Annotated in this window: 11 protein-coding genes; 10 read left to right on the top strand and 1 reads right to left on the bottom strand. The window is 72.5% G+C overall.

Annotated features, from left to right (window positions below; translation table 11 throughout):
• The 4 genes from O3W51_RS29350 to O3W51_RS29365 form a co-directional block, all read left to right on the top strand.
• The coding region (locus O3W51_RS29350) for a CGNR zinc finger domain-containing protein (protein ID WP_269287739.1) at positions 1–212 on the top strand (212 nt) is incomplete at its 5' end.
• A 220-nt stretch (positions 213–432) separates the two neighbouring features.
• A complete protein-coding gene (locus O3W51_RS29355; RefSeq protein ID WP_138356566.1) occupies positions 433–2,763 on the top strand; it encodes a HelD family protein in 2,331 nt (776 codons plus the stop codon).
• Positions 2,764–3,166: 403 nt separating this feature from the next.
• Positions 3,167–4,600: an NAD-dependent malic enzyme gene (locus tag O3W51_RS29360; protein WP_138356567.1), complete on the top strand. Its 1,434-nt coding sequence runs from the start codon at positions 3,167–3,169 to the stop codon at positions 4,598–4,600.
• A 165-nt stretch (positions 4,601–4,765) separates the two neighbouring features.
• Positions 4,766–5,047: an HU family DNA-binding protein gene (locus tag O3W51_RS29365; RefSeq protein ID WP_007264399.1), complete on the top strand. Its 282-nt coding sequence runs from the start codon at positions 4,766–4,768 to the stop codon at positions 5,045–5,047.
• A 101-nt stretch (positions 5,048–5,148) separates the two neighbouring features.
• Here O3W51_RS29365 and murA read toward each other — a convergent pair whose 3' ends face one another.
• On the bottom strand, positions 5,149–6,489 hold the full coding sequence (gene murA / locus O3W51_RS29370; protein WP_138356568.1) for a UDP-N-acetylglucosamine 1-carboxyvinyltransferase: 1,341 nt from the start codon (positions 6,487–6,489) through the stop codon (positions 5,149–5,151).
• A 277-nt stretch (positions 6,490–6,766) separates the two neighbouring features.
• Between murA and O3W51_RS29375 the strand changes: the two genes are divergently transcribed.
• The 6 genes from O3W51_RS29375 to O3W51_RS29400 all read left to right on the top strand — a co-directional run bounded on the left by O3W51_RS29375 (position 6,767) and on the right by O3W51_RS29400 (position 14,271).
• Positions 6,767–7,345, top strand: a complete 579-nt coding sequence (locus tag O3W51_RS29375; protein ID WP_138356569.1) for a YqgE/AlgH family protein — start codon at positions 6,767–6,769, stop codon at positions 7,343–7,345.
• 11 nt (positions 7,346–7,356) lie between these two features.
• Entirely contained in the window at positions 7,357–7,641 is a 285-nt protein-coding gene (locus O3W51_RS29380) for a DUF3039 domain-containing protein (protein WP_138356570.1), read from the top strand.
• Positions 7,642–7,702: 61 nt separating this feature from the next.
• Positions 7,703–9,331, top strand: a complete 1,629-nt coding sequence (locus O3W51_RS29385; RefSeq protein WP_269287742.1) for a beta-N-acetylhexosaminidase — start codon at positions 7,703–7,705, stop codon at positions 9,329–9,331.
• Positions 9,332–9,594: 263 nt separating this feature from the next.
• Positions 9,595–10,488 carry an FAD binding domain-containing protein gene (locus O3W51_RS29390; RefSeq protein WP_138356572.1) on the top strand — a complete coding sequence of 298 codons (894 nt, stop codon included), beginning with the start codon at positions 9,595–9,597 and terminating at the stop codon, positions 10,486–10,488.
• Positions 10,485–11,855, top strand: a complete 1,371-nt coding sequence (locus O3W51_RS29395; protein WP_138356573.1) for a 2Fe-2S iron-sulfur cluster-binding protein — start codon at positions 10,485–10,487, stop codon at positions 11,853–11,855. Before O3W51_RS29390 ends, O3W51_RS29395 begins: the two co-directional genes overlap by 4 nt.
• Before the next feature lie 94 nt (positions 11,856–11,949).
• On the top strand, positions 11,950–14,271 hold the full coding sequence (locus O3W51_RS29400) for a xanthine dehydrogenase family protein molybdopterin-binding subunit (RefSeq protein WP_138356574.1): 2,322 nt from the start codon (positions 11,950–11,952) through the stop codon (positions 14,269–14,271).
• The last annotated feature ends 78 nt before the right edge of the window (positions 14,272–14,349 follow it).

Here is a 14,349-nt window from a genome sequence, read left to right on the forward strand (position 1 = left end):
CCCTGCTCGCGGCCGTCGCCCGCGACGCCGTCGAGCTGCTCACGGACCCCGCCGCACGGGCCCAGCTGCGGCAGTGCGAGGGGGAGAGCTGCTCCCTGGTCTACCTCGACGCGTCGCGCGGACGGCGGCGCCGCTGGTGCAGCAGCGAGATCTGCGGCAACCGGGAACGCGTCGCCCGCCACCGCCGCCGCGCGGTGGCCGCCCAGGCCTGACCGCGCGACGGTCCATCGCCCACCCACCGTCCACCCACCCTCGGCCCGTCCGGATCGGCCGACGATCGGCCGCGCCATCGGCCGGGGTGGGGAATCGCAAGCCCGTCGCAGGCGGAGTGGTGCGCAGGGGGGTGCGGGTCGCGTACGGTTGCAGGCTGCCCCGTGCGTGTAGCCGAACCCGCACGGAGCGCTCTCAACGCACAGGAGAAGGGGGTCTTGCGTGGCCGCGCAAACCGCAGCGCCCGGGGGGGTCCGGGACGTGGAGATCGCCGTCGAACAGGCGCACCTGGACCGGGTGTACCGCCGGCTCGAGGAGAAGATCCACGAAGCCGAGTTCCTTATGGATGACGCCGCCAAACGCGGTCAGGTGGGAACACCCGGCGCGCTCGCGGAGCGCGACGCGCAGGTGTTCCGCGCCGGGTTGCACCTCAACCGGCTCAACGCGGAGTTCGAGGACTTCCTCTTCGGACGCATCGACCTGCTGCAGGGCAAGGACGGAAAGCGTGGCGCCGACGGCGCGTTCACCTCGCTCGAACCCGCGGACGACGCCGTCGTCAACGACGCCGCGAAGATCGCGGAAGTGCTGCACATCGGCCGCATCGGCGTCCTGGACGCCGACTACGCGCCGCTGGTGATCGACTGGCGGGCGCCCGCGGCCGCGCCGTTCTACCGCTCGACACCGGTCGCCCCCGGACGGGTGGTGCGCCGCCGCGTCATCCGGTCCAAGGGCCGCAGGGTGCTGGGGGTGGAGGACGACCTGCTGCGCCCGGAGCTGGAGACCGGGCTGCCGGTGGTCGGTGACGGTGCGCTGATGGCCGCCCTGGGGCAGGCCCGCAGCCACACGATGCGCGACATCGTGGCGAGCATCCAGGCCGAGCAGGACATGGTGATCAGGGCGCCCGCCGCGTCCGTCACGGAGGTCACCGGGGGCCCCGGCACCGGTAAGACGGCGGTCGCGCTGCACCGCGCCGCGTATCTGCTCTACCAGGACCGCCGGCGGTACGCGGGCGGCATCCTGGTGGTCAGCCCGACGCCGCTGCTCGTGGCGTACACCGAGGGCGTCCTGCCGTCGCTCGGCGAGGAGGGCCAGGTCGCGATCCGCGCCGTCGGCTCGCTCGTCGACGGCGTGGAGGCCGATACGTACGACGAGCCCGCGGTCGCCCGCATCAAGGGCTCGCTGCGGATGCTGAAGGTGCTGCGCAACGCCGCGCGCGGCGCGCTGGAGGCCCCGCAGGCGGGCAGGCCGCAGCAGCAGGCCGCGCTCTTCGAGGACGACGAGGAGGAGAACGGGGCCGAGCAGCGTGTCTCCCGCACCACGCTGCGCGTCGTCGCCTTCGGGCGGCGGCTGGAGCTGGGCGAGCAGGAGCTGTCGTCGATCCGGCACAACGTGCTGGGCGGCACCGCCCCCGTGAACCTGCTGCGCCCGCGCGCCCGCAGGCTGCTGCTGGACGCGCTGTGGCGGAAGGCCGGACGCCGCTTCGACGACCAGGAGCTGGCGGCCGAGGAGCGCCAGGGCTTCGACGAGGACATCTCGACGGAGCCGGAGTTCCTGGACTTCCTGCAGGCCTACTGGCCGATCCTCACCCCGCGCGGGGTGCTGGCGGCGCTGGCCGACGAGAAGCGGCTCGGCCGTTGGGCGCGCCGGGTGCTCACCCCGCCCGAGGTGCGCCGGGTGGCGCGTTCGCTGCGCCGCGACGGTGTGACCGTGCACGACGTGGCGCTGCTCGACGAGTTGGAGACGCTGCTGGGCCCGCCGCCGCGCCCGAAGAAGCGCGACGCGGACCCGCTGGACATGCTGACCGGTCTCGACGAGGTCACCACCTCGGCCGACCGGATGGGCGGCGGCCGCCGCAACCGGGCGGACCGGCTCGACGAGGAGCGGACCGAGTACGCGCACGTCATCGTCGACGAGGCGCAGGACCTGACGCCGATGCAGTGGCGGATGGTCGGCCGCCGCGGCAGGACCGCGACCTGGACGATCGTCGGTGACCCGGCGCAGAGTTCCTGGACGGATCCCGACGAGGCCGCCCAGGCGCGCGAGGAGGCGCTCGGCAGCCGGCCGCGCCGCCGCTTCACGCTGACGGTCAACTACCGCAACCCGTCGGAGATCGCCGATCTGGCGGCGAAGGTGCTGCAGCTGGCGATGCCCGGCATGGAGTCGCCGCGCGCGGTGCGCTCCACCGGCCTGGTGCCGCGCTTCGCGGTGGCCGGCGCCGATCTGGGCGCGGCGGTGCGCGCGGAGGCCGAGTTGCTGCTGGCCGACGTGGACGGCACGGTCGGCGTCGTGGTGGCCATGGGCCGCCGCGGGCAGGCCCGCAAGTGGCTGGCGGGGCTCGGCGAACGGGTGGTGGCGCTGGGCAGCCTGGAGGCCAAGGGCCTGGAGTACGACGCGACGATCGTGGTCTCCCCGGCGGAGATCGCCGACGAGTCGCCGGCCGGACTGCGGGTGCTCTACGTGGCGCTGACCCGCGCCACCCAGCGGCTCACGGTGCTCTCAGGTGAGCGCGACAGCCCGGACGGGTCCGGTGTCCCGGACCTGCTGCGGGACTGACGGCAGCCGCCGTCCGGGACCTGAGCGGGTCCCGGACGGTGCTGGTGGAACGACGACGGGCGCCCCTCTCAGAGGGGCGCCCGTCGGACGTTGGTGACACCGACCCGCCATGCTCGCCTCGCGGCAAGTGGGCGCTCGAAGCGCCTAAGGTTGGGCCCGGGGGCTTGGATCGAGCCGGTGCCGTACCCAGGCTAACAAACCGTCCCGTGGGTTGCTTCCCGCATCTGCCGACAACCCGGAATTTGCTCAAGGTCACAGTCCGGGCTTGAAAATTCAGCCTGTTTCTCGCATGGTGGAAGTATCTTTCCGTTGCCAAGGTCACGGTTACGCGTACCGGCCAGTAGGTGCAACGATCGAGCGGCAGAGCGTTTGAACCAGCAGGCAGCGGAAGAAGGTCGTCAGGATGGCAACGGCGCCAAGCGTCTCGTACTCGATCACGGTACGGCTGGAGGTCCCGGCGAGCGGGACCGCGGTCAGCCAGCTCACCACCGCGGTGGAGTCGTCGGGAGGGTCGGTGACCGGTCTTGACGTGACCGCCTCCGGCCACGAGAAGCTCCGGATCGACGTGACCATCGCGGCCACGTCCACCGCGCACGGCGACGAGATCGTCGAGAAGCTGCGCGGCATCGAGGGCGTCGTCCTCGGCAAGGTCTCCGACCGTACGTTCCTGATGCACCTCGGCGGCAAGATCGAGATGCAGTCGAAGCACCCCATCCGCAACCGTGACGATCTCTCGATGATCTACACCCCGGGCGTCGCCCGCGTGTGCATGGCCATCGCCGAGAACCCCGAGGACGCCCGCCGCCTCACCATCAAGCGCAACAGCGTCGCCGTCGTCACCGACGGCTCCGCGGTGCTCGGCCTGGGCAACATCGGCCCGATGGCCGCCCTGCCGGTCATGGAGGGCAAGGCGGCGCTCTTCAAGCGCTTCGCCGGCATCGACGCGTGGCCGATCTGCCTCGACACCCAGGACCCCGACGAGATCGTGGCGATCGTGAAGGCCATCGCGCCGGGCTTCGCGGGCATCAACCTGGAGGACATCTCCGCGCCGCGCTGCTTCGAGATCGAGGCCCGGCTGCGGGAGATGCTGGACATCCCGGTCTTCCACGACGACCAGCACGGCACCGCCATTGTGGTGCTTGCCGCACTCACCAACGCGCTGCGTGTCGTCGGCAAGGACATCGGCGACGTACGGGTCGTCATGTCGGGTGCGGGCGCGGCCGGTACGGCCATTCTCAAGCTGCTCATCGCCGCCGGCGTGAAGCACGCGGTCTCCGCCGACATCCACGGTGTCGTGCACGCGGGACGCCCCGACCTCGTCGACGCCGACCCCGAGTCGCCGCTGCGCTGGATCGCCGACAACACCAATCCTGAGGGCATCACGGGCACCCTCAAGGAGGCCGTGCGCGGCGCCGACGTCTTCATCGGCGTCTCCGCCCCCAACGTCCTGACCGGCGACGATGTCGCCGCGATGGCCCAGGGCGCGATCGTCTTCGCCCTCGCCAACCCCGACCCCGAGGTGGAACCGGCGGTGGCCCGGCAGACCGCCGCGGTGGTCGCCACCGGCCGCAGCGACTTCCCCAACCAGATCAACAACGTCCTGGTCTTCCCCGGTGTCTTCCGCGGCCTGTTGGACGCTCAGAGCCGTACGGTGAACACCGAGATGATGCTGGCCGCCGCGCACGCTCTCGCCGATGTCGTCGGCGAGGACGAGCTGAACGCGAACTACATCATTCCCAGCGTTTTCAACGACAAGGTGGCGGGCGCCGTCGCGGGAGCCGTTCAGAAGGCGGCAAAGGCGATGGGCGCGGCAACCGACTCGACGGCCACTGTGTGACGACACTGGGTCATCGCAACGCATCCGAGCCGCTTTTTCAGCGACTCGCTCGGGTGCCGGATTGGCTTTCCCCCCCTATATGGGGGCAGGATGCAACTCGGGCAGTGAGGCAGCATCAGCTTCAAGCTCGCGCCCCCCTGGCAGAAAGAACACGGGAGTAAAGATATGAACCGCAGTGAGCTGGTGGCCGCTCTGTCCGAGCGCGCCGAGGTGACCCGTAAGGACGCCGACGCCGTACTGGCCGCTCTCGCCGAGACCGTCGGCGAGATCGTCGCCAAGGGCGACGAGAAGGTCACCATTCCCGGCTTCCTGACCTTCGAGCGCACCCACCGTGCCGCTCGCACCGCGCGCAACCCGCAGACCGGCGACCCGATCCAGATCCCGGCCGGCTACAGCGTGAAGGTCTCCGCGGGCTCCAAGCTCAAGGAAGCCGCCAAGGGCAAGTAGTTCCCGACTGGCAAGGCAGAGGGCGGCCATCCCCCCGGGGGGATGGCCGCCCTTGCTGTGTCCGGGCTCCGGACGGGCCCGCGGGCCCGTCCGGGGGAGTGCTAGACGCTCACGGGGTTCGGCAGCTCGACGTTGGCCCCCAGCTCCGCGAGCTTCGCCATGAAGTTCTCGTAGCCGCGGTTGATGAGGTCGATGCCGTGCACCCGGGAGGTGCCCTGGGCCGCCAGGGCGGCGATCAGGTACGAGAAGCCGCCGCGGAGGTCGGGGATGACCAGATCGGCGCCCTGCAGCTTCGTGGGGCCGGAGACGACCGCCGAGTGCAGGAAGTTGCGCTGGCCGAACCGGCAGGCGGAGCCGCCCAGGCACTCGCGGTACAGCTGGATGTGCGCACCCATCTGGTTGAGCGCCGAGGTGAAGCCCAGCCGGGACTCGTAGACCGTCTCGTGGACGATCGACAGGCCGGACGCCTGCGTCAGCGCCACCACGAGCGGCTGCTGCCAGTCGGTCTGGAAGCCGGGGTGGACGTCCGTCTCCAGCGCGATGGCGTTGAGCGGGCCGCCCGGGTGCCAGAAGCGGATGCCCTCGTCGTCGATCTCGAAGGCGCCGCCGACCCGGCGGAAGGTGTTCAGGAACGTCATCATCGACCGCTGTTGGGCCCCGCGGACGTAGATGTTGCCCTCGGTGGCCAGCGCCGCGCTCGCCCAGGAGGCCGCCTCCAGGCGGTCCGGGAGCGCGCGGTGGTTGTAGCCGCCGAGCTTGTCGACGCCGGTGATCCGGATCGTCCGGTCGGTGTCCATCGAGATGATCGCGCCCATTTTCTGCAGAACGCAGATCAGGTCCTCGATCTCCGGCTCGACCGCCGCGTTCGACAGTTCGGTGACGCCCTCGGCCAGCACGGCCGTCAGCAGCACCTGCTCGGTCGAGCCGACCGACGGGTACGGCAGCGTGATCTTGCAGCCGCGCAGCCGCTGCGGGGCTTCCAGGTACTGGCCGCCGGGCCGCTTCTCGATGGTCGCGCCGAACTGCCGCAGCACGTCGAAGTGGAAGTCGATCGGCCGGCCGCCGATGTCGCAGCCGCCCAGGCCCGGGATGAAGGCATGCCCGAGGCGGTGCAGCAGCGGGCCGCAGAACAGGATCGGGATCCGGGAGGATCCGGCGTGCGCGTCGATGTCGGCCACGTTGGCGCTCTCGACGTGCGAGGGGTCGAGCACCAGCTCGCCCGGTTCCTCACCGGCCTGGACCGTTACGCCGTGCAGCTGGAGCAGCCCGCGCACGACGCGGACATCGCGGATGTCGGGCACGTTGCGCAGTCGGCTCGGCTCGCTGCCGAGGAGGGCGGCGACCATGGCCTTCGGCACGAGGTTCTTCGCGCCGCGGACACGGATCTCGCCCCGGAGCGGGGTTCCGCCATGGACAAGCAGTACGTCGGAAGCGTCGGTCATGGATCTCGCGTTCCTGGAGACAGTCATAAAAATGGGCGGGGTCCCCGCAGGCACCAAGAAGAAATGGTAATGCGCCTACAGGGAACTCCTGTAAGCCCAGGAGGCGCCAGCTGTGTCATGACTTCGCTACAGCCGCTCCGGCCCGTCTGGTTACCAGCCGGTACAGGGCGCCCCGGGCCGGCGGGGCCCACCGCTCGACTGCCCGCACGCTGCGCGATTACGCCGGGGCCGGTCGTTGGCACCCCGCGACGGCCCGGGATGCGGGATCATGTTGACCATGACGGAGGTCACTTCGCTCACCGGCAGGCTGCTCGTGGCGACGCCGGCTCTGGCGGACCCGAATTTCGACCGTGCGGTGGTACTCCTTCTCGACCACGACGAGGCGGGGTCGCTCGGCGTCGTGCTGAACCGACCGACCCCGGTCGGAGTGGGCGATGTGCTCCAGCCGTGGGCGGTGCTCGCCGGGTCACCTCCGGTGGTGTTCCAGGGCGGCCCCGTCTCGCTGGACTCCGCCCTGGGGCTGGCCGTGGTCCCCGGTGAGTCCTGGGACGACGGGGACGACGCCCCGCTGGGCTGGCGGCGGGTGCACGGCGCGATCGGCCTGGTGGACCTGGAGGCCCCGCCGGAACTGCTCGCGGCGGAGCTGGGATCCCTGCGGATCTTCGCCGGCTACTCCGGATGGGGGCCGGGTCAGCTGGAGGCGGAACTGGTCGACGGCGCCTGGTACGTCGTGGAGTCGGAACCGGGTGATGTGTCCTCACCGGACCCGGAACGGCTGTGGCGCTCCGTGCTCAGGCGGCAACGCAATGAATTGGCGATGGTGGCCACGTACCCGGACGACCCGTCGCTCAATTAGGCTTGACGGTTATGAGCACTCTTGAGCCCGAACGCGGGGCCGGTACTGGCACCCTCGTCGAGCCGACCCCGCAGGTGTCGCACGGCGATGGCGACCACGAGCGCTTCGCACACTATGTCCAGAAGGACAAGATCATGGAGAGTGCGCTCTCCGGATCTCCGGTGGTAGCGCTGTGCGGGAAGGTCTGGGTGCCGGGACGGGACCCGAAGAAGTACCCGGTCTGCCCGATGTGCAAAGAGATCTTCGAGACGATGCCCCTCGGTGGCGGCGACAAGGACAAGAGCGGCAAGAACTGACCGCAGGTCTACGCCTGATTGGTCTATGCCAATTCGGTGCCGGCGGGGCAGGATGTCGGTCATGGATCTGATCCCCGCCCCGCGCCAGGTGTCCGACGACTCGGGGGACGAGTTCTTCGTCCTCGGACCTGACACGGTGCTGGCCGCCGGGCCGGGCACGGAGCGGGCGGAGAGATGGCTGCGCTCCGAACTCGGAGCGGCCACCGGTCACCGCCTCGCGCCGGGCAACGGCTCGGAGACCGACGCCATCAGGATCACGGTCGCCGAGATGGTCACCGACGATCTCGGCCCCGAGGGCTACCGGATCATGGTGTCGCCGACCGGTGTCCATCTCTACGGCGGCGGCCCGGCGGGCGTCTTCTGGGGCGCGCAGACGCTGCGTCAGCTGCTGGGCCCGGACGCCTTCCGGCGCGCACCGCTCGAAGGCCGCGAGTGGCGGATCCCGTTCTGCCACATCGAGGACTCACCGCGCTTCGGCTGGCGCGGCTTCATGCTCGACGTGGCCCGGCACTTCATGCCCAAGGACGCGGTGCTGCGCTATCTCGACCTGATGGCCGCGCACAAGCTCAACGTGCTGCATCTGCACCTCACCGACGACCAGGGCTGGCGCGTGGAGATCAAGCGCTACCCGCTGCTCACCGAGGTGGGGGCCTGGCGCGAGCGCACCAAGGTGGGGCTGCGGGAGTCCGAGCTGTGGGACGAGCGGCCGCACGGCGGCTACTACACCCAGGACGACATCCGCGAGATCGTCGCCTACGCGGCACAGCGGCACATCACCGTGGTGCCCGAGATCGACATCCCCGGGCACTCGCAGGCCGCCATCGCCGCCTATCCCGAACTGGGCAACACCGACGTCGTCGACACCGGCACGCTCTCCGTGCTGACCAGTTGGGGCGTCAACCCCAATGTGCTGGCCCCCGCCGACAGCACCCTGCGCTTCTACGAGGGCGTCTTCACCGAGCTGCTCGACCTGTTCCCGTCCGAGTTCTTCCACATCGGCGGTGACGAGTGCCCCAAGGAGCAGTGGCGCGCCTCCGCGGCCGCGCAGGCGCGGATCAAGGAGCTGGGGTTGGCCGGTGAGGACGAGCTGCAGAGCTGGATCATCCGGCACTTCGACGGCTGGCTCGCCGAGCGCGGCCGCCGGCTGATCGGCTGGGACGAGATCCTCGAAGGCGGCCTGGCTCCTGGTGCGGCCGTCTCCTCCTGGCGGGGCTACGAGGGCGGGATCGCCGCCGCGCGGGCCGGGCACGACGTCGTGATGTGCCCCGAGTCGCATGTCTATCTGGACTGGCGGCAGTCGGACCGGGCCGACGAGCCGGTGCCGATCGCGCGGGTGCGCACCCTGGAGGACGTCTACCGGTTCGAGCCGGTGCCCGCGGAGCTCACCGAGGAGCAGGCCGCGCACGTCATCGGGACCCAGGCCAACGCCTGGACCGAGGTGATGGACTCACCGCGGGTCGTCGACTACATGGTGTTCCCGCGGCTGGCGGCGGTCGCCGAGGTGGCCTGGTCGGAGCTGCCCGCGCCCGCCGAGCGGGACTGGCCGGACTTCGAGCGCCGAATGGAAGTCCACTACGCACGACTTGACGCGCTCGGTGTGGAGTACCGCCCGCCCGGTGGTCCGCTGCCGTGGCAGCGGCGCCCGGGTGTACTCGGACGCCCGATCGACGGACCACCCCCGATCGTGTGAGCAATACCGCAACATCTGTCCCCCGCAAGGGCGGGCCTGGCACGGTGGATTGGCGTATCTTCGCAACACCCTCGAAGAGCTTTAATCCCGACACTGGGGTGATACCCGACAGAACGGGGCATCCCCTCCCGTGGAGGGCAGGCCCGCACTTCGCGGACCCTCGCGTTGACCATCGCGGAACATGTGCCAGAGTTGCCACGTCCGGGCTGTCAGCACGTACGGTACGGCTACCGCACGGCGGAGAGCCGGGAAGGGGCAGCTGCGTGAGCACGAATGCACAGCAGACGGCACGCAACGTCACGTTGCCGTCCTCGCTCGACGAGGCGGTGGCGGCGCTCGCCGCCGCGCCCAGCGCCGTGCCCGTGGCCGGCGGCACCGACCTGATGGCGGCCGTCAACTCCGGGCTGCTGCGGCCGGCCGGGCTCGTCGGTCTGGGCCGGATCAGCGAGATCCGCGGCTGGCAGTACGCCGACGGCCACGCCCTGCTCGGCGCGGGCCTCACCCACGCCCGGATGGGCCGCCCCGACTTCGCCGCGCTCATCCCGGCGCTCGCCGCCGCCGCCCGCGCGGCCGGACCACCGCAGATCCGCAACGCGGGCACCCTCGGCGGCAACATCGCCACGGCCGCGCCCACCGGCGACGCACTGCCGGTGCTGGCCGCGCTGGAGGCGAGCGTCATCCTGGCCGGCCCCGGGGGCAACCGGGAACTGCCGGTCAGCCATCTGCTGACCGGGATGGACCCGCTGCGCCCCGGCGAGCTCCTCGCTTTCGTGCGCGTACCGCTGCTGCACGCGCCGCAGACGTTCCTCAAGGCCACCGGCCGCACCGGCCCCGGCCGGGCGCTGGCCTCGGTCGCCGTCGTCCTGGACCCCGCCCGGCGCGGGGTGCGCTGCGCGGTGGGCGCGGTGGCGCCCGTACCGCTGCGGCCGCTGGAGGCCGAGCGGTGGGTCGCGGGACTGATCGACTGGGACGGCGGCCGGCTGCTCGCCCCCGAGGCGTGCACGGCCTTCGGCGAGTACGTCGCCGGAGCGTGCATCCCGGACCCCGTGCCGGGGCCGGACGGGGCCGAGGCCGTCGAGCTGCCGCCCGCCGCCGTACAACTGCGCCGCACCGTGGCGGCGCTGGCCCGCCGAGCGCTCGGGAGGGCACTGGCATGACCGACCAGCCGCAGCCGCAGCCGGGCACCCCGCTCACCCCGGGCACCTGGCAGCCCGTGCCGGGCGGCGGGGACTACGACCCCGACCAGACCATGCACGTCTCCTTCGCGGCGATGCTGCCGCCGGTGGCCGACGCGGGCGACGCGGCGACCCAGTGGTCGATCCCGCTCGTCGCGGCCGACCCGGTGGAGGAGTCCGGCGAGTACTCCCTGGGCGCCGTCACGGACGGCTTCACCGCGCCGTGGGCCGGCCGGCACCCCGACGAGACGCACTCCCGGCCCGACGCGCCCGCCCCGCGGCCGTTCAGCGCCGGGCAGTTCGGCCAGGGCGCGGCGGCGACCGCGGCCCGGCCGCCGGCCGGTAACGCCGGGCACGACCTCAGCGCGCAGGCCGTCGCCGAGCACGGCGGCGAGCCGGCCGGACCGTACCCGCCGGCCGGCCACGGGCCCGGCGAGGACGCGCGGCCGCTGGACGCACAGGACCCGGCGGCCCGGCACCCGTACTTCGCCGAGCACCCGCCGTCCGCCACCGCCGGCGCGATGCCGCCCGCCGACGGGGCCGGGCACTGGAGCCTGCCGTTCGTCGCGGAGGACGCGGCGGACGAGTCCGGCGAGTACCCCGTGGGCGCCATGGGGGCGGTCCCCGGAGCCGAGTCCGTCGTGGTGACCGAGGACGACCAGGAGGCGGCGGAGAGCCCCTCCGACGGGCCCGTCGAGCACGCGGAGCACGCGGAGCACCCGGAGCAGACCGAAGCGGCGGCGGACGACGAGGAGCCGGCGCCCGAAGAGGCGCACAGCGAACACCCGCTCGCCTCCTACGTGCTGCGCGTCAACGGCGCCGACCGGCCGGTGACCGACGCCTGGCTCGGTGAGTCCCTGCTGTACGTCCTGCGGGAGCGGCTCGGCCTGGCCGGCGCGAAGGACGGCTGTGAGCAGGGCGAGTGCGGAGCCTGTTCCGTACAGGTCGACGGCCGGCTCGTCGCCTCGTGCCTGGTGCCGGCCGCGACCGCGGCGGGCAGCGAGGTCCGCACCGTCGAGGGGCTGTCCGACGACGGGCAGCCGTCCGACGTGCAGCGCGCGCTCGCCGAGTGCGGCGCCGTGCAGTGCGGCTTCTGCGTTCCCGGCCTCGCGATGACCGTTCACGACCTGCTGGAGGGCAACCACAAGCCCACCGAGCTGGAGACCCGCCAGGCCATCTGCGGCAACCTCTGCCGGTGCACCGGCTACCGGGGTGTGCTGGACGCCGTCCAGGACGTCGTGGCGTCCCGCGAGGCCACCGCCGCCGAGCACTCGGACCACACTGCCGACGGGGCGCGGATCCCGCACCAGGGCGGGCCGCACGGCAGCCACCCGGGAGGCACCGCGTGACCCGCCGTACGATCCCGGGCCGACGGCCGGAGCCGCGGCACACGCGCCCGGCCGGCACGGGCGAACCCACCGGCAGCAGCGAGAGGGCAGCGGCATGACTGGATCCGACGCGGCCACGGCGGTGCCCGCCCAGGCCACCCGGACGCCCGCGGCGCCCGAACCGGTGCTCCACGGACTGGGCGTCTCCGTGCGGCCCGTGGACACCCTCGCGAAGGCGCAGGGGACGTTCCCGTACGCGGCCGACCTGTGGGCCGAGGGATTGCTGTGGGCCTCGGTGCTGCGCTCCCCGTACCCGCACGCGCGCATCGTCCGCATCGACACGTCGGAAGCCACCTCGATGCCCGGCGTCCGGGCCGTCGTCACGCACGAGGACGTGCCGGGTGACGCCATGCACGGCCGCCGCGTCGCGGACCGGCCGGTCTTCGCCAAGGACATCGTCCGGCACCACGGCGAGCCGATCGCCGCCGTCGCCGCCGACCACCCCGACACCGCGCGGCTGGCCGCCGCGGCGATCCTCGTCGAGTACGAGGTGCTGGAGCCGGTCACCGACCCGGAGAAGGCGTTCGCCGCCGAGCCGCTGCACCCCGACGGCAACCTGATCCGCCACATCCCGCTGCGCTTCGGCGACCCCGACGTCATCGGCGACGTCATCGTCGAGGGCCTGTACCGGATCGGCCGGCAGGACCCGGCGCCCATCGGTGCCGAGGCCGGGCTCGCCGTGCCCCGCCCGGACGGCGGCGTCGAGCTGTACGTGGCCTCCACCGACCCGCACACCGACCGGGACCTGGCCGCCGCCTGCTTCGGTCTGGAGGCCGACCGGGTCAAGGTCGTCGTCACCGGCGTGCCCGGCGCGATGGGCGACCGCGAGGACTCCGGGATCCAGCTGCCGCTCGGGCTGCTCGCGCTGAAGACCGGCTGCCCGGTGAAGTTCGTGGCCACCCGCGAGGAGTCCTTCCTCGGCCACTCCCACCGTCACCCCACCCTGCTGCGCTACCGGCACCACGCCGACGCCGAGGGCCGGCTCGTCAAGGTCGAGGCGCAGGTGCTGCTCGACGCGGGCGCGTACGCCGACCACTCGTCGGAGGCGCTGGCCGCCGCCGTGGCGTTCGCCGCCGGCCCGTACGTCGTGCCGCACGTCTTCGTCGAGGGCTGGGCCGTCCGCACCAACAACCCGCCGTCGGGACACGTCCGCGGCGAGGGCGCGCTCCAGGTCTGCGCCGGGTACGAGGGCCAGATGGACAAGCTCGCGGCGAAGCTGGGCCTGGACCCGGCCGAGCTGCGGATGCGCAACGTCATGGCCACCGGCGACCTGCTGCCCACCGGCCAGACCGTCACCTGCCCGGCGCCCGTCGGCGAGCTCCTCAAGGCGGTCCGCGACGCGGACCTGCCGCCGTTGCCCGTCGACGAGGAGGAGTCGCAGTGGCTGCTCCCCGGCGGCCCCGAGGGCGCCGGAGAGCCGGGCGCGGTCCGGCGCGGGGTCGGCTACGCGCTCGGCATGGTGCACATGCTCGGCGCGGAGGGCACCGACGAGGTCTCCACCGCCACCGTACGGATCCACGACGGCCGGGCCACCGTCATCTGCGCCGCCGTCGAGACCGGCCAGGGCTTCACGACGCTCGCCCGGCAGATCGTCCAGGACGTGCTCGGCGTCGAGGACGTCGGCGTGCTGGCCGCCGACACCGACCAGCCGCCGTCCGGGGCGGCCGCCCGAGGCCGGCACACCTGGGTGTCGGGCGGCGCGGTCGAACGGGCCGCCAAGATGGTGCGCACGCAGCTGCTGCAGCCGCTCGCGGCCAAGTTCGGGATGTCCGTCGAGCTGCTCACCATCGCCGACGGCAAGATCACCTCGTACGACGGGGTGCTCAGCACGACCGTCGGCGAGGCGCTGGAGGGCAAGGAGCTGTGGGCCACCGCGCAGTGCCGCCCGCACCCCACCGACCGGCTGGACGACACCGGCCAGGGCGACGCGTTCGTCGGCCTCGCCTTCTGCGCGGTCCGCGCGGTCGTGGACGTGGACATCGAACTGGGCTCGGTACGGGTCGTGGAGATGGCCGTCGCGCAGGACGTCGGCCGGGTGCTGAACCCGCGCCAGGTCGCCGCCCGGATCGAGGCGGGCGTCACCCAGGGCGTCGGTCTCGCGCTCATGGAGGACCTGCGGGCCCCCCGCGGCATCATCAAGCGGCCGAACCTCACCGGCTACTCCCTGCCGACCGCGCTCGACGCCCCGGACGTGCGCATCGTCAAACTCGTCGAGGAGCGCGACGTGCTGGCGCCCTTCGGCGCCAAGGCGGTCAGTGCGGTCCCGGTGGTGGTCTCGCCGGCCGCCGTCGCCGCCGCCGTGCGCGCCGCCACCGGCCGCCCCGTCAGCCGGCTGCCGATCCGCCCGCAGGCAGCGGTCGTCAAGCCGCAGTCCTGACCGGGACGGCGCCGGAGAACGGACACCACAGCGGACAAACGGAAGGGCCCGGCAGCGATGCGCTGCCGGGCCCTTCGT

It is taken from the genome of Streptomyces sp. H39-C1, assembly GCF_027158125.1.
Lineage (GTDB): Bacteria > Actinomycetota > Actinomycetes > Streptomycetales > Streptomycetaceae > Actinacidiphila > Actinacidiphila fildesensis.

What these genes read in the sequence shown, in the direction of transcription:
- O3W51_RS29360 (WP_138356567.1), top strand. Translation starts at nt 3,167, where the DNA reads ATGGCAACGGCGCCAAGCGTCTCGTACTCGATCACGGTACGGCTGGAG.
- O3W51_RS29365 (WP_007264399.1), top strand. Translation starts at nt 4,766, where the DNA reads ATGAACCGCAGTGAGCTGGTGGCCGCTCTGTCCGAGCGCGCCGAGGTG.
- murA (WP_138356568.1), bottom strand. Translation starts at nt 6,489, where the DNA reads ATGACCGACGCTTCCGACGTACTGCTTGTCCATGGCGGAACCCCGCTC.
- O3W51_RS29375 (WP_138356569.1), top strand. Translation starts at nt 6,767, where the DNA reads ATGACGGAGGTCACTTCGCTCACCGGCAGGCTGCTCGTGGCGACGCCG.
- O3W51_RS29380 (WP_138356570.1), top strand. Translation starts at nt 7,357, where the DNA reads ATGAGCACTCTTGAGCCCGAACGCGGGGCCGGTACTGGCACCCTCGTC.
- O3W51_RS29385 (WP_269287742.1), top strand. Translation starts at nt 7,703, where the DNA reads ATGGATCTGATCCCCGCCCCGCGCCAGGTGTCCGACGACTCGGGGGAC.
- O3W51_RS29395 (WP_138356573.1), top strand. Translation starts at nt 10,485, where the DNA reads ATGACCGACCAGCCGCAGCCGCAGCCGGGCACCCCGCTCACCCCGGGC.
- O3W51_RS29400 (WP_138356574.1), top strand. Translation starts at nt 11,950, where the DNA reads ATGACTGGATCCGACGCGGCCACGGCGGTGCCCGCCCAGGCCACCCGG.